Below are 19,357 nucleotides of genomic sequence, written 5' to 3' on the forward strand. Positions count from 1 at the left end.
AGGACATGACAGGTCAGATCCGGCATCGCCCGGACGGAAAGGGACAGATGAAGAAGACAGCCGCCTCGCTCCTTGCGCTGATGGCCGCAGCTCCGCTGCAGGCGCAGGACATCGCCCTCGACGAGATCGTGGTCTCGCCGAGCCTCGTGGCCACCGAGGCAAGCCGCACCGGCGCCTCGGTCGACGTGGTGACGGCCGAGGACCTGCAGGCGACGGGCGAGATCCTGGTGAGCGACGTGCTCGCACGGCTTCCAGGCGTTTCCTACACCCGTAACGGCGGCCTCGGCACCTCTACGGCGCTGCGGATCCGCGGCCTGGGCCCGGCCTATCAGACGGTGCGGATCAACGGGATCGACGTGGCCGATCCCTCCGTCACGGAGTCGAGTTTCGACTTCGGCAGTCTCACCGCCGGCGGCATCGCCCGGATCGAGGTCCTGCGTGGTTCGCAGTCGGCGATCTACGGGTCGGAAGCGGTTGCGGGCGTGGTGGATATCGCCACCTACCGCCCGACCGAGCCGGGCACCTCCGGGCAGGTCACGCTCGAGGCGGGCAGCAACCGGACCTTCAATGGCGCCCTTTCGGCGGGCATTCTGGGAGAGCGGGGCGAACTGGCCTTCACGACGGCCCGCACCGTGACCGACGGCATCTCGCAGGCTGCCGCCGGAACCGAGCGCGACGGCTTCGACACGACCTTCCATGCGCTTTCCGGGGCCTACGACCTGACGGAGGATCTGCGCATCGGCGCGGCCTTCATCGCGCGGGACAGCGATCTCGACATCGACGGGCTCGTGTTCGACGAGAACTTCAACAGCAGCCTGGCCGATACGGACGACCGGGCAGCCGACCGTCTGCGCGGTGGTCGCGTGTTCGTGGACTTCACGCTCGGGCAGGTTCGCAACGAGATCGCCTATGCCGCCGCCGACACGCGCCGCGAGTATCCCGGAGGTTTTGTCGAACTCTATGAGGGCGAACGCCGCGCCCTTTCCTATCTCGGCTCGGTCGAAATGGGTGCACTGGGTCTGTCGCTCGGAGCGGAGCGGACGAAGGAGAGCTTCGAGAGCGACACGAACTCGGGCGACCTGACGACCGATGCGATCTTTGCCGAGGCGCGCTACGCCTTGACCCCCGCGATCGACCTCTCGTTCGCGGCGCGCCACGACGATCCTTCCGACTTTGACGGCAAGACGACGGGCCGCGTCGCCCTCGCCTGGCGCCTGCCCGACGACCTGATCCTCAGGGGCGTGGCTGGCACCGGATTCCGTGCGCCTTCGCTCTACCAGAGGTTCGGACCGGAAGGTTCGGACCGTCTCGGGCCGGAGACCAGCCGCAGCTACGAGCTGGGTCTGGAGAAGCTGCTGCCCAACGGCGGAAACCTTCAGGCGACCGTGTTCAGGACCGACATCACCGACCGCATCGCCTACATCGCCGGTGCGACCTTCTGCGCATCTCCCTGGGGATGCTATGACCAGCTGGACGGCGAGACGCGGACGAAGGGCGTCGAGATCTCGGGACGCAGCCCGCTGGGCCAAGGCTGGGAAGTCTTCGGCAGCTACACCTACACGGATGCGGTGGACGAGGAAAATGCTGTCGAGACGCGCGCCATCCGCGTGCCGCGGCACGACCTCGTTCTGGGCCTCGAAGGGCAGATCGCGGATCGCACGCGGGGGATCCTCACGCTGCAGCATGTGGCGGATGTCCTCGACGAGACCTATCCCGATCCTGCTGCGCCCCTCGATGACTGGACGGTCGTCAACGCGACGGTTACCTACGAGGTGACGGATGCGGCGGAGGCCTTCCTCCGTGTCGAGAACCTGTTCGACGAGGAGTATCAGACGGTGCGCGGTTATGCCCAGCCCGGTCGCTCGATCTATGCGGGCCTGCGTGCGCGCTTCTAGGCGCCTTGCGCTTGCGCTGGCGGCGGGTCTCGCCGCCGCTCCCGCCGTGGCCGAGGCGCCGCGGCGGGTCGTGTCGATCAATCTCTGCACGGACCAGCTCGCCATGATGCTGGCAGCGCCGGGCCAGCTTCTGTCGGTCTCGAACCTCGCGACCGAACCGCAGACCTCGGCCATGGTGGAGGAAGCGCGGGCCTATCCCGCCAATCGCGGGCAGGCGGAGCAGGTGTTCCTGATGCGGCCGGATCTGGTCCTTGCGGGCACGTTCACCGCCAGGGCGAGTGTCGATCTGCTGCGCCGCCTGGGCGTCGAGGTGGTGGAACTGCCGCCTGCGACGTCCCTCGCCGACATTCCGGGCCATCTCCGCATCGTCGGGCGTGCGATCGGCCGCGAGGCTCAGGCCGAGCGGCTCGTCGGGGAGTTCGAAGCCGGTCTGGAGAGGCTGCAGGTGGACCTGCCCCCCGCTCGAGCGGCGATGTATTACCCCTCCGGATACACCACGGGCTCCGGAACGCTTGCCGATGCGATCCTGGACCACGCTGGCTTCTCGAACGTGGCGGCTGATCTCGGGCTCGACGGCGGGGGCAACCTGCCGCTGGAACGGCTCGTGATGGCGGATCCCGAGATGATCGTGACCTCCACCGCCTATCCCGGCTCCTCTCGCGCCGAGGAGCTGCTGGCACATCCCGCGCTCAGGGCGGTGCAGAGCGAGGCAGGCGCGGCGGAAGTGTCGGATTCCGACTGGATCTGCGGGACGCCGGCCGTGCTGCGCGCGCTGCAGGAAATGGGAGAGGCGCGTCGCAGGCTCGGCTCGCTGAGCCTCACGCAACTGGACGAGGCCCGGTGAGATACGCCCTGCTGCTCCTCTTGCTGTCGCTCGCGGTGGCGCTCTTGTTCATGATCTCGCTGCTGGTCGGGCCGGCGGCGCTGGGGTTCGGCGAGTCGCTGCAGGCGCTGCTCGCGGGCCGGGGCGAGGCGGTGGTGCTGGTGATGCGCGAAATCCGCCTGCCGCGTGCCATCCTCGGGCTGGCCGTGGGGGCGGTGCTCGGCGTCTCGGGGGCCGCCATGCAGGGTTTCCTGAGAAATCCCTTGGCAGAACCGGGTCTTGTAGGCGTTTCCTCATCTGCCGCCCTGGGCGCCGTTATCGCCTTGCAGACTGGCATAGCCGCAAGCTTCACCCTCGCGCTGCCGCTGTGCGCGCTGGCCGGAGCGGCGCTGTCGGTCTTCCTCATCCTCGGGCTGGCGGGGCCTCGTGGTGGGGCCCTCGCGCTGATCCTCGCCGGGGTCGCCATCTCGGCGCTGGCGGCGGCGGGCGTCGCGCTGATCCTGAACCTGTCGCCGAACCCCTTTGCCGCGACGGAGATCGTCTTCTGGATGATGGGTTCGCTCGCCGACCGCTCGATGACGCATGTGGCGCTGGCGCTGCCCTTCATGCTCACAGGCTGTGCGCTGCTGCTGACGCTCGGGCGAGGCCTGGACGCACTCACGCTGGGCGAGGACGCGGCTGAATCGCTGGGTGTGCGGCTCGGGCGGCTGAGACTGATGCTGATCCTCGGCACGGCGCTCTCGGTCGGGGCTGCGGTGGCGGTGGCGGGAACGGTCGGCTTCGTGGGCCTCGTCGTGCCGCACATCCTCCGGCCTCTCGTCGGGGCGCGACCCTCTCGACTGCTGCCTGCAGCGGCCCTGGGAGGCGCCGCCATGCTGCTGGCTGCCGATGTCGCGGTGCGGATCATCGCGCCCGACCGGGACCTGAAACTGGGAGTGCTGACGGCCATCGTGGGCTCTCCGTTCTTTCTCCACCTGATCTGGCGCATGCGGAGGCTCGAGGCATGAGCCTGCTCGCCATCGACGGCTTGACCGTTCGCCGGGGCCAGTGTCCCGTGGTGGATGACGTGACGCTCCGCGTCGGTCTGGGTGAGTTCCTCGGCCTCATCGGCCCCAACGGCGCGGGCAAGACCACCCTCCTGCGCGGCGCCCTGGGGCTTCTGCCCTCGACCGGCAGGAGCAGCCTTGCAGGCCTCACGCCGCGTGAGCGGGCGCGGGCGGCCGCCTTCCTGCCGCAGGCGCGCGAGATCGCGTGGCCCGTCGATGTCGAGACCCTCGTGACGCTTGGCAGAGTGCCCCATGCAGGCCGGCGCCTGACCTCGGCCGATCGCGAGGCGGTGACGCGGGCGCTGGGGCGAATGGGCCTCGGCGCCTATCGTCAGCGCATCGCGACCGCGCTGTCCGGCGGCGAGCAGGCGCGGGCGCTGATCGCACGCGCGCTGGCGCAGGAGGCGCCGCTGCTCTTGGCTGACGAGCCGGTGGCGGGGCTCGATCCCGAAAGCCAGATCCGCACGATGCAGGTCTTTCAGGATGTCGCGGCCGAAGGACGCGCGGTGGTCGCGTCGATCCACGATCTCGGCCTCGCGGCGCGCCATTGCACGCGGCTTCTGCTGATGGCGCGGGGGCGACTGGTGGCGGACGGGCCGCCCGGTCTGGTGCTGACGGCGGCCAACCTTTCCGAGGTCTTCGGCGTGCGCGCCTATTTCGCCGATACGCCCGATGGGCCGGTGTTCCAGCCGCTCGGCGTGACGAGATGATCGAGGTCGCGCTCGACCGGCCCTGGCTCGTCGCGAGACTGCCGGTGCCGATGCGCGTGCTGAGCTGGGCGCCGCACCGGCCGGGACTGGTCACCACCGACCGGATCGTCTGGCGGGAAGTGCGCGATGCAGATCTGGGGCCGGGCTTCGAGGCGGAACAATGGCTCGGCGCGCAGATGGCGGCGCGGGGGCTGGCACATGCGGTGGGGCTTCTCACGTCACGCGCGCTCGACCGCCATCACCTGATGCAGTCCCGGACGGACGGCGGGGCCGGAGCCTGCCTCGCGACGGTCGGCCTCGGCAATGCCGAAGCCGTCGGTCGGAGGCTCGTGCATGACCGCGTGGCGGGAACCATCAACCTGCTCGTCGCGGTGGATGCACCCCTGGGCGAGGCGGCGCAGCTCGAAGCGCTGTCGATCGTGGTCGAAGCCCGGACGGCGGCAGTGCTCGAAGCGCGTCTCGACCTGCCGACAGGGCTTGCAACCGGCACGGGGACCGATTGCGTGGCCCTTGCCTGCCATCCGGGAGAAGGCCGGTATGCCGGGCTTCACACCCCGATCGGCGAGGTCGTCGGGGACTGCGTCAGGCGGGCGGTCCGGGCGGGGGTTCAGGAATGGCTCGGGCAGAATCGCGAGACCTGACGGCTGGCGGCGGTGCTTGTCCGATCCTCCGGTCTGCCGTGGCAACTTGAGGAAGACCATGAAGAATGCATCCTAAAGCGCCGTAACTGTGTCATAAACCGGCCTGTGACGCCCCGTATCCTCTGGGCCGTCGCAGAACGCGGGTCAGCTCTGCAACGATGCGGTCGGGCGTCACGGGCTTGGCGACATATCCCGTCAGGCCCGCCTCGAGATAGAATGCGCGCTGCTCGTCCGTCGCATCGGCGGTCATCGCCACGACCGGCAGGCTGCCCGCCGGACCGGCCAATGCCCGGATCCGCCTGAAGGTCTCGAGCCCGTCCATCTCGGGCATGTTCATGTCGAGGAGAACGAGATCCACCGCTTCACGCTCGAGCGTCGATAGCGCATCGGTGCCGCTCTGGGCCTCGATGGTGCGCATACCGAAGAGCTGCAAGTAGGCCGCCGCCACCAGCCGGTTCGTCGCGATGTCGTCCACCACCAGGACGACACGACCCGCCAGGCCATTCTCTGCCCGCGCCGGCAGGGGGGCCGCGTCGGTCACCTCGACGGGCTGCACCTCGATCGTCAGCACGAACCGGGCACCCGGCCCGTTCTGCGGCAGAAGCTGCAGGTCGCCGCCCATCTGCCGGGCGAGCGAGCGGCTGATCGACAGCCCCAGCCCGTTGCCGGGCGTCCCGGTCGCCGACCGGGCCGATCCGCCCACGCGGACGAACGGCTCGAAGATGACCGCAGCGTCTTCCGCGGGGATGCCCTCGCCGGTGTCGCTGACCTCGACCCGCAGGATCGGCTTCACTGCCGCGCCCTCCATGCGCGCCTCGACCCGGATCCGGCCGCTTCTCGTGAATTTCAGCGCATTCGAAAGCAGGTTCGACAGGCATTGCCGCAGCCGCTGCGGATCGAGGCGCGCGCGGGCCGGAAGCTCGCCCACGACGAGTTGCAGCGTCACGCCCGTCTCCTCGATGAGGGGGCGGAAGAGTTCGACGCTCGAGGTGATCTCGTCGCGCGGGTGGACCGTCCGGGGACGGATCGGCATGCGCCCCTGCTGCACGGCGGACATGTCGAGGATGTCGTCCAGGATGGTCGAGAGTCCCTCGGCCGACCGGATCAGGACGCCCAGCCGCTCGCGGCTGACGGGATCGGTCGCGCGGCGCAGTTCGGCATGGCCGATGCCGAGGATCGCGTTGAGCGGCGTGCGCAACTCGTGGCTCATCTGCGCGAGGAACCGGTCCTTGGTGGCATTGGCCGCGACAGCTTCGGCGCGCCCTTCGCTCGACTCGCGATGCAGCCGGTTCGTGGTGAGGATGGCGGCCAGCGAATAGGAAAGCGCCACCATCGCGCAGACGGTGGTAAGGGCAAGCGCCGGAAAGTCGTGCCGGGGCAGCCAGTAGAGCGTGTTCGACGACAGGGCGAGGAGCGCGATGGCCGAGGCGCCGGCCAGCCCCATTGGCAGATGGATCGAGCGGACCGTCGCGATATGGAGCATCGAGCAGACCATGATCCCGACGGCGAAGGCCTTCACGAAGGGGTCCTCGACATGCCACATCAGCGCGGGCGGCACCACGAAGGAGCCTTCCAGCAGGAAGGCGGAGGCGATGTAGAACGCGTGTCTGCCCGGCTCGCGGATGCGCGCGGGTTCCGCATCGATCCGGTTGACGACCAGTTCGCCAAGGGCCGTGGCGAGGGTGCAGGTCCAGACGACCCAGGCAGGCAGGAAGAGGAACGAGACCGCGAAGACGAGCGCCATGGCCGGAAAGCGCACCGGCGCCTCGCGCCGCAGGACCGCCGCCTGACGCTGGATCTCCTGCTCGAGTTCGACGGAGGAGAGGGTCTTCAGCCAGTTCAGGCGCATCCTTGTCTCCGACCGGGGGAGGGTCGGGGCCGACCGGCCCCGGCCGGCGTCAGGGTGTGGCGGGTGCGATCCGCACCTCGGTCCGGAAGCGGCCGTCGGGTTCGTAGATCAGGATCCGTCCGTCCTCCGTCACCACGCCGAGCCAGTCGCGGCCTCGGGTAAAGGCTTCGACGCGGGTGCCCTCGGGAAGCGCAAGCTCCTCTGGAAGCGCGGGAGGCGGCGCAGAGAAGCTGGACGGCATCCGGATGACAATCACCGCGACGACAGTTATGACGCCTCCGATCATGGTGAGCGTCAGGACGATGACGAGCCATTTGAGAAACCTGAGGCTGGGCGGAAGTCGCCCTTCCGGTGCCGGAGCCTGCTGCATGGCCATCCTTCCGCCCCACGGGGGCACACTGAGCATCACGATCGGGGAGGACCCCCCCGACCGCCTTGATAAGGCCCTCGCGCGCGAGGCGCCAGAGGAGGCCGCGCTGTCGCGCTCGCGGCTGATGAAGCTGATCGCCGAGGGCGCCGTCCTCCGCGATGGCGTGGCCGTGACCGATCCCAAGGCGAAGGTCGCCGAGGGAGAGGTCTATGAGGTTGCGGCAGGCGTGGCGGCCGAGATCGAGGCGCTGCCGGAGGCGATCCCGCTCTCGGTCGTCTGGGAGGATGCCGATCTCGTCGTCATCGACAAGCCGGTGGGCATGGTGGTCCATCCGGCGCCGGGGCAGTGGACCGGCACCCTCGTCAATGCGCTGCTCCATCATTGCGGCGAGAGCCTCTCGGGGATCGGCGGCGAGAAGCGTCCCGGGATCGTTCACCGCATCGACAAGGACACGTCGGGCCTTCTCGTGGTGGCCAAGACGGACCGCGCCCATCAGGGGCTTGCGGCGCAGTTCGAGGCCCATACCGTCGAGCGGCGGTATCTGGCGCTGGTCCATGGCGTGCCCGAGGCCTCGGATCCGCGTCTGCGCGGGGTGCGGGGCGTCAGCTTCGAGCCGGGAGGTGTCCTGAGGATCGCAACGGGCCTCGCGCGGCACCGCACGGACCGGCAACGCCAGGCCGTGACCGTCGAGGGCGGGCGCCATGCGGTGACGCGCGCGCGGGTTCTGGAACGCTATGGCACGCCAGCGGCGGCGGCGCTGGTCGAATGCCGGCTCGAGACGGGGCGGACGCACCAGATCCGGGTGCACCTGTCCCATGTCGGCCACGGGCTGATCGGCGACCAGACCTACGGGGGCCGGCGCCGCTTGTCGGCGAAGGCCGTGGGACCGGAGGCCGCCGCCGCGGCCGAAGCCTTTCTGCGCCAGGCGCTGCATGCCGCGAGCCTCGGCTTCCGCCATCCGGTGAGCGGAGAGGACCTGCACTTCGAGAGCCCGCTGCCCGCGGACATGGCCGCGTTGCTGGCGCTGCTGCCGCGGATGCAAGGGTAACATGGGATTACATTTCCGTGAGACGCCGCAACAATGCTGGCACAGCGACGGTTCCTTGAACATCTCTCGTTAAAACGTCCATGGTAGCGCAATCGGTGCTGCCTCGGACGGCACGGAACGCGCGCTGTCGGCTTGCCGGCCCGGCGCCAGAGGGGGTCAACGAATGAGCACTTACACCAGTCTTCCCGCTCCCAGTCCCGAGCAGGGGCTCAACCGCTACATGCAGGAAATCCGGAAGTTCCCGCTTCTGGAGCCTGAAGAGGAATTCATGCTGGCGAAGCGCTGGGTGGACCATCAGGACACGTCGGCGGCGCACAAGCTGGTCACGTCGCACCTTCGGCTCGCGGCAAAGATCGCCATGGGCTATCGCGGCTACGGGCTGCCGCAGGCCGAGGTGATCTCGGAGGCCAACGTGGGCCTCATGCAGGCGGTCAAGCGCTTCGATCCCGACAAGGGCTTCCGGCTGGCCACCTATGCGATGTGGTGGATCCGCGCCTCGATCCAGGAATACATTCTGCGGTCGTGGAGCCTCGTGAAGCTGGGCACGACCTCGGCGCAGAAGAAGCTGTTCTTCAATCTGCGGAAGGCCAAGGCCAAGGTCGGCGCACTCGAGGAGGGCGACCTGCGCCCCGAGAATGTCGCTCAGATCGCCAAGGATCTCAGCGTGTCCGAGACCGAGGTCATCGACATGAACCGCCGTCTCTCGGCGTCGGACGCCTCGCTGAACGCGACCATCGGCTCGGACGGGGACGGGGCCACCCAGTGGCAGGACTGGCTCGAGGACGAGGACAGCGATCAGGCGTCGGACTATGCCGAGCGTGACGAACTCGAAGCCCGGCGCGAGCTTCTGGCACAGGCCATGTCGGTGCTGAACGACCGCGAGAAGGACATCCTCGTGCAGCGGCGGCTGACCGACGATCCCGTGACGCTCGAGGAACTGTCGGACGGCTACGGTGTCAGCCGCGAACGGATCCGCCAGATCGAAGTCCGCGCCTTCGAGAAGCTTCAGGCGAAGATGCGCGATCTCGCGCGGTCGAAGGGGATGACGATCCCGGCCTGAGCCGGATCAAAGACCCCGCATGTTGCAAGAACGGCCGGGCATTTGCCCGGCCGTTTCTTCTTTCGGCTCCCGCTCCGCCGCCCGTGGACAATGCCGGACGGGCGTGCATCCTGTGCGCATGAAGAAGATCCGGCCTTTGCTGCTTGCGCCCCTCGTCGTCCTCGTGGCCGCGCTCGTTCTGCTTGCGATGGGTCGGGAACCTGTCTGCACCTGCGGCACCATCAAATTTTGGCATGGCGAGGTCATGAGTTCGGAGAACTCGCAGCATCTCTCCGACTGGTACACGCCCTCGCATCTGCTGCACGGCATCCTCTTCTACTGGGCGCTGACGCCACTTGCCGGCCGCCTCTCGCTCGGCTGGCGGCTGGTCGTGGCGACCGTGGTCGAGGCGGCCTGGGAAATTGTCGAGAACAGCGACGCGGTGATCGAACGCTATCGCGCGGTGACGATCTCGCTCGACTACTACGGCGACTCGGTTGTCAATTCGGTGTCCGACATGGCGGCCATGATCGCGGGCTTCTGGCTCGCGCGGCTGCTTCCGGTCTGGCTTTCGGTCGCGCTGGTCATCGGCTTCGAGATCCTGACGGCCATCGTCATCCGTGACGGGCTCACCCTGAACGTTCTCATGCTGGTCTGGCCGCTGGAGGCCGTGCGGGTCTGGCAGGCCGGCGGCTGAGCCGGCGGACCTTGCCGGGCGGCCACGACAACGTCACCCACGGTCGCCGGCCTCTGAGACGGGCGCCGCTCGCCCCGCTTCCGAACGGGGCGCGCTTCCTGAAGGTTCGTCAGTCCGGCGCGCCGAGAAGGAAGCTCACCTGCAGGCTCGAAGTCAGGCGGTTGAAGGCGGCCCGGTCCTTCAGGTCGGACGCGATCAGCCGCTCGGACAGCTTGCGCCCGAACTCGGGATGCAGAACGCCGAGGACAAGTGCGGCCTTGCCGAGGCGGAACGGGGCCACGCATTCGATCAGATAGAAGCGCTCGGCCAGTTCGCGCTTGAGGTCCTCTGTCACGGGATGGTCGGGTCCGGTCTCGTTCCGGAACGGCCGGTCAATCGAACGCACGAGCCGCGTGACCGCCCCGCCGTCCGCCGGATCCGTTGTCACCACGCGCCCCTCGATGGCGAGTTTCTTGAGCAGCCGGTCAAGAAACGGCCCGCACTCCGCAAGCCGGTGAAGCACCGAATGCACGTAGATCACGTCATATCCGGTATCGCGGAAGGCGCCGGACATTGCGTCGGCCTCGATCAGCCGGGCGTTCTTCCGTTCTCCGAGCACGGCCTTCAGGGCCTCGAGCTTCGCCGGATCCGCCGAGACCGCGTGATAGGTGCGGGCCGTCTCGGCAAGCCAGGGGCTGAGCGGCGACCCGCCTCCGATTTCCAGGACCTTCTTGCCGGAGAGATCCCCGAGCCACTCCTTGTGCACCTCGTAAAGCTGCGCCTCCGCCTCGGGCGAGACGGCGGACAGAGCCCGCGAGCGGATCCGCCTCCACAGATCGGAGGCGACCCCCGCACCCTTCTCGAGCGCACCCCCGAGCGGGCCTTCCCCCTGTCCCTTTGGTTTCAGCACGTCGCGCTGCTTCTGTGGCATGGCGGAATGACCCATGAAAGAACTCCAGAAAGACAATAGCGCAGGAGCAAACTCCCGCACAGGATGCTAAAAATTGCGCCCGTTGCCGTCAATCGTCCATGGCTTCGAGCTCGTCGATGAAGCCTGCGATCATGCTCAGGCCCTTGTCCCAGAATTTCGGGTCGCTCGCGTCGAGACCGAAGGGGGCGAGAAGCTCCTTGTGGTGCTTCGAGCCGCCCGCCGAAAGCATCTCGAAATACTTCTCCTGGAAGCCCGGATTGCCCTCGGCATAGACCGCGTAGAGCGCGTTCACCAGCCCGTCGCCGAAGGCATAGGCGTAGACGTAGAAGGGCGAATGGACAAAGTGCGGGATGTAGGACCAGAAGGTCTCGTAGCCCTCCATGAACTCGAACGCGTCGCCGAGGCTTTCAGCCTGGATGCTCATCCAGAGGGCGTTGATGTCCTCGGGCGTGAGCTCGCCCTGCCGGCGCGCCTCGTGCAGCTTGCACTCGAAGTCGTAGAAGGCGATCTGGCGCACGACCGTGTTGATCATGTCCTCGACCTTGCCCGCAAGCAGCGTCTTGCGCTCGGCCGGCGTCTTCGCCGCGTCGAGGAGCTTGCGGAAGGTGAGCATCTCGCCGAAGACGCTCGCCGTCTCGGCCAGCGTGAGCGGCGTCGAGGAGAGGAGTTCTCCCTGTCCCGCTGCCAGCACCTGATGGACGCCGTGGCCCAGTTCATGTGCGAGCGTCATGACGTCCCGCGGCTTGCCGAGATAGTTCAGCATCACATAGGGGTGGACCGTCGTCACCGTGGGATGGGCAAAGGCGCCGGGGGCCTTGCCGGGCTTGACGCCCGCATCTATCCAGCCCTTTTCGAAGAAGGGCTGCGCGATCTCGGCCATCTTCGGCGCGAAGGCGGAATAGGCGTCGAGCACGGTTGACCGAGCCTCGTCCCAGCCCACGAGGCGCGGCGTCTCGATCGGCAGCGGCGCGTTGCGGTCCCAGACCTGGAGCTTGTCCAGACCCAGCCACTTCGCCTTGAGCCGATAGTAGCGGTGCGAGAGCTTGGGATAGGCCGCGACCACGGCATTGCGCAGCGCCTCGACGACCTCGGGCTCCACATGGTTGGCGAGATGCCGGCCGTATTGCGGCGTGGGCATCTTGCGCCAGCGGTCGTGGATCTCCTTCTCCTTCGCGAGCGTGTTGTGGACGCGCGCGAAGAGCTTGATGTTCTTGCCGAAAACCTCGGCCAGGGCGCGGGCGGCCGCCTCGCGCCGCGGCCGCTCGGGGTCGGTCAGCAGATTGAGGGTGGATTCGAGGTTCATCTCCTCGCCCTCGAGCGTGAAGGTGAGCCCCGCCATCGTCTCGTCGAAGAGCCGGTTCCAGGCGGCGGCGCCGACGGTCGACTCATCGTGCAGGAACCGTTCGAGCTCGTCGGAGAGCTGGTGCGGGCGCATCGCGCGCATCCGGTCGAAGACGGGCTTGTAGCGGGCAAGCGCCGCGCTCTCGGCCAGCAGGCGGTCAAGATGGGCGTCGTCCAGCCGGTTGAACTCGAGGCTGAAGAAGACGAGCGCGGTGGTGTAGTCCGTCACCTTGTCCTGCGCGTCCGCCATGAACTTGGCGCGCTCGCTGTCCATCGTGTTCTGGTAGTAGCGCAGCCCGGCGAAGGACATGAGCCGCCCGGCGGTGATGTCGATCTGCTCGTAGGCCTCGATGCAGGCCAGCAATCCCGCCGCGTCGAGATCGGCGAGCTTGCCTTCGTGGCGGGCAGCGAAGTCGGCGCAGGCGCCCTTGAGCCACTCCATGTCCCGCTTGAATTCCGGGCCATCCGGCGCGGGATAGAGGTCGCGCAGATCCCATTCGGGCAGGTTCCCGAGGCTTCCGGCACTGGCATTGGCGTCGAAGACCGGACGGGGCAGGGGCAGGGTCATGGGACCTCCTTGAATACTCTGACTGGCAAGGTGGCGCGCCGGGGCAGGAAGTTCAACCCGGAGCGGCCTGTGATGAAGGGCTTAAATCCCCGCGGGAGGGATGGGGAAGAGCGGTCCGTCTTCCTCGCGGATGCCGGTGCGGGCGGCGGGCGCGACCGCCGGGAACCGTCCAGAGGATCAGGGCGGCACGCCAGCGGTCGCGGCAAGCAGCGCGCGCAGGCTTTCGAGCGTGTCGATTTCGCCCGCGGGCTTGTCCTTCCGCCAGCGGACCATCCGGGGAAAGCGCAGCGCGATGCCCGACTTGTGACGCGGGCTTGCCTGAATGCCCTCGAAGGCCAGCTCGAAGACAAGTTCGGGCGGGACGCGGCGCACAGGTCCGAAACGTTCGAGCGTGTTCTTCCGCACCCAGTCGGTGATCTGGCGGAACTCCGCATCGGTGAGGCCCGAATAGGCCTTGGTGAAGGGCACCAGATCCTCGCCGTCGCGCACCCCGAAGGTGAAGTCGGTAAAGAGGGTCGCGCGCCGCCCCGCGCCCTGCTGGGCGTAGAGCATGACCGCATCGACCGTGTAGGGATCGAGCTTCCACTTCCACCAGTCGCCGCGCTTGCGGCCCACGAAATAGGGCGAGGAGGCGCGCTTGAGTATCAGCCCCTCGGCGTTCCGCTCGCGGGCAGTGGCGCGGATCTCGCCCAGCACCTGCCAGTTGTCGAAGGCGACGAGCGGAGAGGGCGAGATCGGAAGACCCGCCGGCAGGGCCGCCAGCACCGCCTCGAGCCGGGCGCGGCGGTGCGAGAGGGGGGCCGCGCGCAGATCCTCTCCATCCTCCTCGAGCAGGTCGTAGGCCAGGAGATGCGCGGGCGCTTCCGCCAGGATCTTCTTCGGGACGGTCAGGCGCCCGATCCGCTTCTGGAGCGCGGCGAAAGGCAAGGGGCCCGCACCGGCCCAGGCCAGCACCTCGGCGTCGATCACGAGGCCCGGCGGCAGGAAATCCCGCAGCGGGGCGAGGTCGGGAAAGCGGTCCGTCACCAGCTCCTCGCCGCGCGACCAGAGCGCGAAGGCGCCCGCGCGGTTCACGAGCTGGCCGCGGATGCCGTCCCATTTCCATTCCGCGAGCCAGTCCGAGGGCAGTCCGAGCGCTTCCACATCATCGACCGGCGAGGCGAGTGCGAAGGGGTAGGGTTTCGAGGCATCCGCCGCAGGGTCATGTGCGCCGATCAGCGTCTCGAACCGGATCTGGCCCGGCCTCCAGTCGCCCATGAGGCGGTGCGCCAGGACGGCCTCCTCGACACCCGTGGCCTGCGCCAGCGCGCGCGTCATCAGCCCCTGGCTCACCCCCATGCGGAAGCCGCCGGTGATGAGCTTGTTGAACAGGAACCGCTCGGGCGTGGTGAGGCGGTCCCAGGCGTCGAGGATCGCCGCGCGCCGCACCTCGGCGGGCCGGCCCGTCAGGGCCACGAGCGTCTGCATCCAGCCGTCGAGGGTCCGGTCGCTGGTCTGCGTGGGCTCGGGCAGCAGAAGCGAGATGGTTTCGGCGAGGTCGCCCACGATGGGATGGACCTCCTCGGCCAGCCAGACCGGCAGGCCCGCGACCTCCGCCGCCCAGCTTCGCAATTCGGTAGCGTTGACCGCGCGCTTCGGCCGCCGGCCGGAAAGGAGCGCGATGGTCCAGATCCGGTCCTCTTCCGGCGCGTCGTGGAAGTAGGCGGCCAGCGCCGCCACCTTCTCCGAGGTGCGCGTCGTGCGGTCGAGCAGGTCGAAGAGAGCAGCAAAGCGCTTCATGGGCGGCCTGCGCCCTCTGCCGGCCCCTTGCCATCGGCCCGCCGCCTTGCAGGCTTCCGCTGCGGCGGCGTCTCTGCAGGCGCGCGGCCGGGATCCGTCGTTGCTGCCGGGGTTGCGGCCGCGGCCGCATCATCCGGCGTTTCGCCGCCGTGCGACGGACCAGGCGCGGCGTCGGTGTCCGCCCCGCCAGCGCCCGCCGCTGCCTCGCCGTCCGGCGCGGCCGTGTCCGCCTCGGCCAGCGGACCAGGCTCGGCCTTGGGATCCGGGGCCTCGAGGCTCTCGCCCTCGTATTCCGTCGCGACGATGCCCGCGTCGAAGCCCTGATCCTCGAGCCAGCGGCGGAAGATCGCGGTGTAGCCATGGGTTACGAAGATCCGCTCGGCGCCGGTGGCGCGGATCGCGGCGTTGAGCCCGTCCCAGTCCGCGTGGTCGGACATGACGAAGCCCTGCGCCAGACCCCGGCGGCGGCGCACGCCCCTGAGTGCCATCCAGCCCGAGGCGAAGGCCTCGGCCGGCCGGCCGAAGCGGGTGGCCCAGGGCGTGCCGAGCGCCGACGGCGGGGCGATCACCAGGGCGCCGGGATGCGACTTGCCGTCGATGCCGGCACCCGCATGGGTCGTGGGTGGCAGGTTCCGGCCCTGCTTTCGCAGGACTTCCGTCGTGGCCTCGACCGCGCCATGGGTCAGGATCGGGCCGATGGAGAGATCGGCCGAGGCCAGCAGCCGCTGCGCCTTCCCGAGCGTGTAGGCGCCCACGATGGACACCCGTCCCTCGGCGGCATTCGCGGCCCACCAGCGGTTGAGCTGTCCGGCCAGTTCGGCCTGCGGCTTCCAGCGGAAGACGGGAAGGCCGAAGGTGCATTCCGAGATGAAGCTGTGGCAGGCAACCGGCTCGAAGGGCTCGGACAGGCCGTCCTCGGCGGTCTTGTAGTCGCCTGAGACGACCCAGACCTCGCCGTCCCGCTCGATGCGGATCTGCGCCGAGCCCGGCACATGGCCTGCCGGATGGAACGAGACCGTGACGCCGCCGATGCGGCGACGCTCGCCGAAGCGGATGGTCGCGAGGCGGATGCCGCCCAGCCGGTAGCGGATCACCGGCGCGGAGCCTTCGGTCGCGAGATAGGCGCCGTGGCCGAAGCGGGCATGGTCGGAATGGCCGTGGGTGATGAGCGCGCGCTCGACCGGCTTCCACGGGTCGATGTGGAACCCGCCCTCGGGGCAGCAGATCCCGCGGTCGGTGAAGGTCAGGAGGGGCTCGCGCGACATGCGGGAAAGGATAGCGCAGCAGAGACCGCCCGCCAGCCGCTCGAAACGCACAATATTTGGGCTAGGTGGCAGGATGTGAATGCCATTGCGCCGTGCACCCTTCCCGGTGCCGAATCCCGCTGATTAAAGTCGAGGCAGGACGGCGCAAGAACGGTCGGGAACGAGGGGAGTGGCGGTGACAACCTATTTCAACGAGATGTACGAGAAGGGCAGGGTGCGCCTCCCTTACCGCCAGCTCGAGGATTGGACCAAGGCCATGCCGGCCGAGCTTCGCGAGATGAAGCAGGCCGAAGCCGAAGCGCTGTTCCGACGCATCGGCATCACCTTCGCGGTCTATGGCGAGGGTGGCGATCCGGACCGGCTGATCCCCTTCGACATGTTTCCCCGCGTCTTCACCGCCCGGGAATGGGCGCGGCTCGAACGCGGGATCAAGCAGCGCGCACGGGCGCTCAATGCCTTTCTCGCCGATGTCTACGGCCGCGGCGAGATCGTGCGCGCCGGTCGGATCCCCGGCCGCCTCGTCTACCGCAATGCCGCCTACGAGAAGTCGGTGGTGGGCTTCACCCCGCCGAAGGGCGTCTACAGCCATGTGGTCGGCATCGACCTCGTGCGGACCGGCCCCGAGGAGTTCTTCGTGCTCGAGGACAACTGCCGCACGCCTTCCGGCGTCTCCTACATGCTCGAGAACCGCGAGATCATGATGCGGATGTTCCCCGAGCTCTTCCGCGAGAACCGGATCGAGCCGGTGGACAGCTATCCCGAGAAGCTGCGCCGCACGCTGGCCTCGGTCGCACCAGTGAAATGCCAGGGCGATCCTACGGTCGTGCTGCTGACGCCCGGCCACTTCAACTCCGCCTATTACGAGCACAGCTTTCTCGCGGATCTCATGGGGGTGGAACTGGTCGAGGGCGCGGATCTCTTCGTCGAGGGCGATTTCCTCTACATGCGCACGACCGAGGGGCCGAAGCGCGTGGACGTGATCTACCGCCGGATTGACGACGCCTACATCGACCCGCTCTGCTTCCGGCCGGATTCCATGCTGGGAGTTCCGGGGCTCATGGATGTCTACCGTTCGGGCGGCGTCACGATCTGTTCGGCCCCCGGCGCGGGGGTGGCCGACGACAAGGCGGTCTACACCTTCGTGCCCGAGATGGTGCGCTTCTACCTCGGCGAGGAGCCGCTTCTGAACAACGTGCCCACCTGGCAATGCGGCCGCGACGAGGACCGGAAGCATGTGCTGGCGAACCTGCCCGAACTGGTGGTGAAGGAAGTGCATGGCTCGGGCGGCTACGGGATGCTGGTCGGGCCGAAGTCGAGCCGCGAGCAGATCGAGGCCTTCCGCGGCCGGATCGAGGCCGATCCCGACAACTACATCGCCCAGCCGACGCTGGCACTTTCGACCACTCCCACCTTCGTCAACGAGGGGATTGCGCCGCGCCACGTCGACCTGCGCCCCTACTGCCTCGTGGGCGAGCGGGTGGAACTCGTGCCGGGCGGGCTCACGCGGGTCGCGCTGACGGAGGGTTCGCTCGTCGTGAACTCCTCGCAGGGCGGGGGCGTCAAGGACACTTGGGTGCTGGCGGAGTGATCGTGACATGCTGAGCCGGACCGCCGACAACCTCTACTGGATTGCCCGCTACATGGAACGCGCCGAGACGATGGCGCGGCTGCTCGAGGTGGGAGCGCGCATGTCGCTCCTGCCCTCCGCCCATGGCTACCGCAACGAATGGGACAGCCTGCTGCAGGCCTCGGGCACGGCCGGCGGCTTTGCGCAGAAATACGGCCAGGCGCACCAACGCGACATCGAAAGCTATCTCTTCTTCGATCAGGACAATCCCTCGTCCGTCGCCACCTGCATCGCGCGGGCGCGGGAAAACGCCCGCATCGTGCGCACGGCCCTGACGGCGCAGGTCTGGGACGCGATCAACACGGCGTTCCAGGAATTGCGGGCGCTCGAGAAATCGCCGCGCGACAAGCTGGAGCTGCCGCGGCTGATCGACTGGGCGATGAACAAGGCCGCCATCATTCGCGGCTCGATCGACACGACGCTGCTGCGCAACGACGGGTGGGATTTCCTGAACCTCGGCTACTACCTCGAGCGATCGGACAACACCGCGCGGCTGATGGACGTGAAATACTACGTCCTGCTGCCACGGGTGGAGTTCGTTGGTTCGGGGATGGACAATTACCAATGGGCGACGCTCCTGCGCGCCACCTCGGCGCACCGGGCCTTCCACTGGGCCTATGGCGGCGAGGTGACGGCTCGCAAGATCGCCGACTTCCTCATCCTGAACGCGCAATGTCCGCGGTCGCTCACCACCTGCATCGACGGGATCTGCGGTCACCTCAATCGGCTCGAGAAGGCCTACGGCCGTCCCTCGCGGCCGAAGGAGGTGGCCGAGAAGCTTGCTGCGGAACTCGCGGCGCTGAGCGTCGAGGACATCATCGAGGAGGGGCTGCACGAGTTCCTCAGCCGCTTCATCCTCGAGGCCGCCAATCTCTCGGGGGTGATCTTCGAAAGCTATCTGAGCGGAGACGTGCGATGATCCTGACGGTCGATCATGTGACCTGCTACCGCTACAACCGCCCGGCGCGGGCGCTGGTTCAGAGCCACCGGCTGATGCCCTCGAACTGTGCCGGGCAGCGCGTGCTCGACTGGACCGTGACCGTCTCGGACGGGATCGCGGGCGGCGCCTTCCGGGACGGAGCGGGCGACTGGATCCAGGGCTGGACGGTGCCGGGGCCGGTGAGCGAGGTGACCGTTTCGGTCAGGGGAAAGGTCGAGACTTCGGATCAGGCGGGGGTTCTGCGCGGACACCGGGAACTCACGCCGCCGGACTGCTACCTGCGCGACACCAGCGTCACGAAGGCCGATTCGGCGCTGGCCGCGCTTGCGGCGAAGGCGGACGGGATCGAGGAGGCGCTCGACCGGGCACACATGCTGGCCGATCTGGTGGCCGAGGCGATCGCCTACGAGCCGGGCGTGACCGAAGCGCATACGACCGCCGCCGAAGCCTTGGCGATCGGCCGCGGCGTCTGCCAGGATCACTCCCATGCGCTGATCGCGGCCGCGCGCGTCTCGGGGCTGCCCGCGCGCTACGTCTCGGGCTATCTCCTTACCGCCGAGGACGGGCAGGAGCAGGATGCGGCCCATGCCTGGGCGGAACTCTGGGTGCGCGGCCTCGGCTGGGTAGGCTTCGACCCCGCGAACCGCTGCTGTCCGGACGACCGCTACATCCGGCTCGGCTCGGGGCTTGACGCGCAGGACGCGGCCCCGATCCGCGGCATCGCCCGCGGCCCGGGGGTCGAGCGTCTCGAAGTGCAGGTTGCAGTGCAGGCGGTGCAGCAATAGGGTCCCTCAGAACTCTGTGGATAC

At 68.4% G+C, this 19,357-nt stretch carries 16 protein-coding genes and 1 pseudogene; 11 read left to right on the forward strand and 6 right to left on the reverse strand.

Features of this window, described 5'->3' with window-relative positions:
• Positions 1 to 47: 47 nt before the first annotated feature.
• From ACTVZP_RS01555 to ACTVZP_RS01575, 5 genes are read left to right on the forward strand one after another with little or no spacing between them, the layout of a single operon-like run.
• Positions 48 to 1,895, forward strand: a complete 1,848-nt coding sequence (locus ACTVZP_RS01555; RefSeq protein WP_443210317.1) for a TonB-dependent receptor plug domain-containing protein — start codon at positions 48 to 50, stop codon at positions 1,893 to 1,895.
• Positions 1,870 to 2,739, forward strand: a complete 870-nt coding sequence (locus tag ACTVZP_RS01560) for an ABC transporter substrate-binding protein (RefSeq protein WP_443210318.1) — start codon at positions 1,870 to 1,872, stop codon at positions 2,737 to 2,739. Before ACTVZP_RS01555 ends, ACTVZP_RS01560 begins: the two co-directional genes overlap by 26 nt.
• Positions 2,736 to 3,725, forward strand: a complete 990-nt coding sequence (locus tag ACTVZP_RS01565; protein ID WP_443210319.1) for a FecCD family ABC transporter permease — start codon at positions 2,736 to 2,738, stop codon at positions 3,723 to 3,725. Before ACTVZP_RS01560 ends, ACTVZP_RS01565 begins: the two co-directional genes overlap by 4 nt.
• Positions 3,722 to 4,474 (forward strand): ABC transporter ATP-binding protein, encoded by a 753-nt coding sequence (locus ACTVZP_RS01570; RefSeq protein ID WP_443210320.1) that lies wholly within the window; start codon positions 3,722 to 3,724, stop codon positions 4,472 to 4,474. The genes ACTVZP_RS01565 and ACTVZP_RS01570 overlap by 4 nt, the downstream gene beginning before the upstream one ends.
• On the forward strand, positions 4,471 to 5,115 hold the full coding sequence (locus tag ACTVZP_RS01575) for an adenosylcobinamide amidohydrolase (RefSeq protein WP_443210321.1): 645 nt from the start codon (positions 4,471 to 4,473) through the stop codon (positions 5,113 to 5,115). The genes ACTVZP_RS01570 and ACTVZP_RS01575 overlap by 4 nt, the downstream gene beginning before the upstream one ends.
• A 91-nt stretch (positions 5,116 to 5,206) precedes the next feature.
• On the opposite strand, the gene ACTVZP_RS01580 is transcribed toward ACTVZP_RS01575, so the two are convergent.
• A complete protein-coding gene (locus ACTVZP_RS01580; RefSeq protein ID WP_443210322.1) occupies positions 5,207 to 6,964 on the reverse strand; it encodes a response regulator in 1,758 nt (585 codons plus the stop codon).
• Positions 6,965 to 7,013: 49 nt separating this feature from the next.
• Entirely contained in the window at positions 7,014 to 7,334 is a 321-nt protein-coding gene (locus tag ACTVZP_RS01585; protein ID WP_443210323.1) for a DUF6476 family protein, read from the reverse strand.
• On the opposite strand from ACTVZP_RS01585, the gene ACTVZP_RS01590 reads away from it, so the two are divergent.
• From ACTVZP_RS01590 to ACTVZP_RS01600, 3 genes are all read left to right on the forward strand, one after another.
• Positions 7,333 to 8,382, forward strand: coding sequence for an RluA family pseudouridine synthase (locus ACTVZP_RS01590; RefSeq protein ID WP_443210324.1), 1,050 nt, complete (start codon positions 7,333 to 7,335; stop codon positions 8,380 to 8,382). The two genes, ACTVZP_RS01585 and ACTVZP_RS01590, sit on opposite strands and share 2 nt — an antisense overlap.
• A gap of 163 nt (positions 8,383 to 8,545) precedes the next feature.
• Positions 8,546 to 9,442 (forward strand): RNA polymerase sigma factor RpoH, encoded by an 897-nt coding sequence (gene rpoH / locus ACTVZP_RS01595; RefSeq protein ID WP_443210325.1) that lies wholly within the window; start codon positions 8,546 to 8,548, stop codon positions 9,440 to 9,442.
• A 118-nt stretch (positions 9,443 to 9,560) separates the two neighbouring features.
• A complete protein-coding gene (locus ACTVZP_RS01600) occupies positions 9,561 to 10,118 on the forward strand; it encodes a DUF2585 domain-containing protein (RefSeq protein ID WP_443210326.1) in 558 nt (185 codons plus the stop codon).
• 109 nt (positions 10,119 to 10,227) lie between these two features.
• Here the strand turns inward: ACTVZP_RS01600 and ACTVZP_RS01605 are convergent, their stop codons facing one another.
• From ACTVZP_RS01605 to ACTVZP_RS01620, 4 genes and pseudogenes are all read right to left on the reverse strand, one after another.
• A complete protein-coding gene (locus ACTVZP_RS01605) occupies positions 10,228 to 11,043 on the reverse strand; it encodes a methyltransferase domain-containing protein (protein WP_443210327.1) in 816 nt (271 codons plus the stop codon).
• 73 nt (positions 11,044 to 11,116) lie between these two features.
• The gene (locus ACTVZP_RS01610; RefSeq protein ID WP_443210328.1) at positions 11,117 to 12,937 is read right to left on the reverse strand and encodes a M3 family oligoendopeptidase; all 1,821 of its coding nucleotides are present in this window, start codon (positions 12,935 to 12,937) and stop codon (positions 11,117 to 11,119) included.
• Positions 12,938 to 13,114: 177 nt separating this feature from the next.
• Entirely contained in the window at positions 13,115 to 14,716 is a 1,602-nt protein-coding gene (locus ACTVZP_RS01615) for an ATP-dependent DNA ligase (protein WP_443210329.1), read from the reverse strand.
• A 140-nt stretch (positions 14,717 to 14,856) separates the two neighbouring features.
• Positions 14,857 to 15,981, reverse strand: a pseudogene (locus ACTVZP_RS01620) (ligase-associated DNA damage response exonuclease); the annotation flags it as partial.
• 196 nt (positions 15,982 to 16,177) lie between these two features.
• Here ACTVZP_RS01620 and ACTVZP_RS01625 point away from each other — a divergent pair.
• From ACTVZP_RS01625 to ACTVZP_RS01635, 3 genes are read left to right on the forward strand one after another with little or no spacing between them, the layout of a single operon-like run.
• Positions 16,178 to 17,569: a circularly permuted type 2 ATP-grasp protein gene (locus ACTVZP_RS01625; protein WP_443210889.1), complete on the forward strand. Its 1,392-nt coding sequence runs from the start codon at positions 16,178 to 16,180 to the stop codon at positions 17,567 to 17,569.
• Between the two features lie 7 nt (positions 17,570 to 17,576).
• Positions 17,577 to 18,527: an alpha-E domain-containing protein gene (locus tag ACTVZP_RS01630; protein WP_443210330.1), complete on the forward strand. Its 951-nt coding sequence runs from the start codon at positions 17,577 to 17,579 to the stop codon at positions 18,525 to 18,527.
• Positions 18,524 to 19,333, forward strand: coding sequence for a transglutaminase family protein (locus ACTVZP_RS01635; RefSeq protein WP_443210331.1), 810 nt, complete (start codon positions 18,524 to 18,526; stop codon positions 19,331 to 19,333). Before ACTVZP_RS01630 ends, ACTVZP_RS01635 begins: the two co-directional genes overlap by 4 nt.
• Positions 19,334 to 19,357 lie beyond the last annotated feature (24 nt).

Source organism: Rhodobacter sp. NSM, assembly GCF_052244495.1.
In the GTDB taxonomy this organism is placed as follows: domain Bacteria; phylum Pseudomonadota; class Alphaproteobacteria; order Rhodobacterales; family Rhodobacteraceae; genus Cereibacter_A.

What these genes read in the sequence shown, in the direction of transcription:
- ACTVZP_RS01625 (WP_443210889.1), top strand. Translation starts at nt 16,178, where the DNA reads ATGTACGAGAAGGGCAGGGTGCGCCTCCCTTACCGCCAGCTCGAGGAT.
- ACTVZP_RS01600 (WP_443210326.1), top strand. Translation starts at nt 9,561, where the DNA reads ATGAAGAAGATCCGGCCTTTGCTGCTTGCGCCCCTCGTCGTCCTCGTG.
- ACTVZP_RS01560 (WP_443210318.1), top strand. Translation starts at nt 1,870, where the DNA reads ATGCGGGCCTGCGTGCGCGCTTCTAGGCGCCTTGCGCTTGCGCTGGCG.
- ACTVZP_RS01635 (WP_443210331.1), top strand. Translation starts at nt 18,524, where the DNA reads ATGATCCTGACGGTCGATCATGTGACCTGCTACCGCTACAACCGCCCG.
- ACTVZP_RS01630 (WP_443210330.1), top strand. Translation starts at nt 17,577, where the DNA reads ATGCTGAGCCGGACCGCCGACAACCTCTACTGGATTGCCCGCTACATG.
- ACTVZP_RS01605 (WP_443210327.1), bottom strand. Translation starts at nt 11,043, where the DNA reads ATGGGTCATTCCGCCATGCCACAGAAGCAGCGCGACGTGCTGAAACCA.
- ACTVZP_RS01575 (WP_443210321.1), top strand. Translation starts at nt 4,471, where the DNA reads ATGATCGAGGTCGCGCTCGACCGGCCCTGGCTCGTCGCGAGACTGCCG.
- ACTVZP_RS01580 (WP_443210322.1), bottom strand. Translation starts at nt 6,964, where the DNA reads ATGCGCCTGAACTGGCTGAAGACCCTCTCCTCCGTCGAACTCGAGCAG.
- ACTVZP_RS01555 (WP_443210317.1), top strand. Translation starts at nt 48, where the DNA reads ATGAAGAAGACAGCCGCCTCGCTCCTTGCGCTGATGGCCGCAGCTCCG.
- ACTVZP_RS01610 (WP_443210328.1), bottom strand. Translation starts at nt 12,937, where the DNA reads ATGACCCTGCCCCTGCCCCGTCCGGTCTTCGACGCCAATGCCAGTGCC.
- ACTVZP_RS01570 (WP_443210320.1), top strand. Translation starts at nt 3,722, where the DNA reads ATGAGCCTGCTCGCCATCGACGGCTTGACCGTTCGCCGGGGCCAGTGT.
- ACTVZP_RS01585 (WP_443210323.1), bottom strand. Translation starts at nt 7,334, where the DNA reads ATGCAGCAGGCTCCGGCACCGGAAGGGCGACTTCCGCCCAGCCTCAGG.
- ACTVZP_RS01590 (WP_443210324.1), top strand. Translation starts at nt 7,333, where the DNA reads ATGGCCATCCTTCCGCCCCACGGGGGCACACTGAGCATCACGATCGGG.
- rpoH (WP_443210325.1), top strand. Translation starts at nt 8,546, where the DNA reads ATGAGCACTTACACCAGTCTTCCCGCTCCCAGTCCCGAGCAGGGGCTC.
- ACTVZP_RS01615 (WP_443210329.1), bottom strand. Translation starts at nt 14,716, where the DNA reads ATGAAGCGCTTTGCTGCTCTCTTCGACCTGCTCGACCGCACGACGCGC.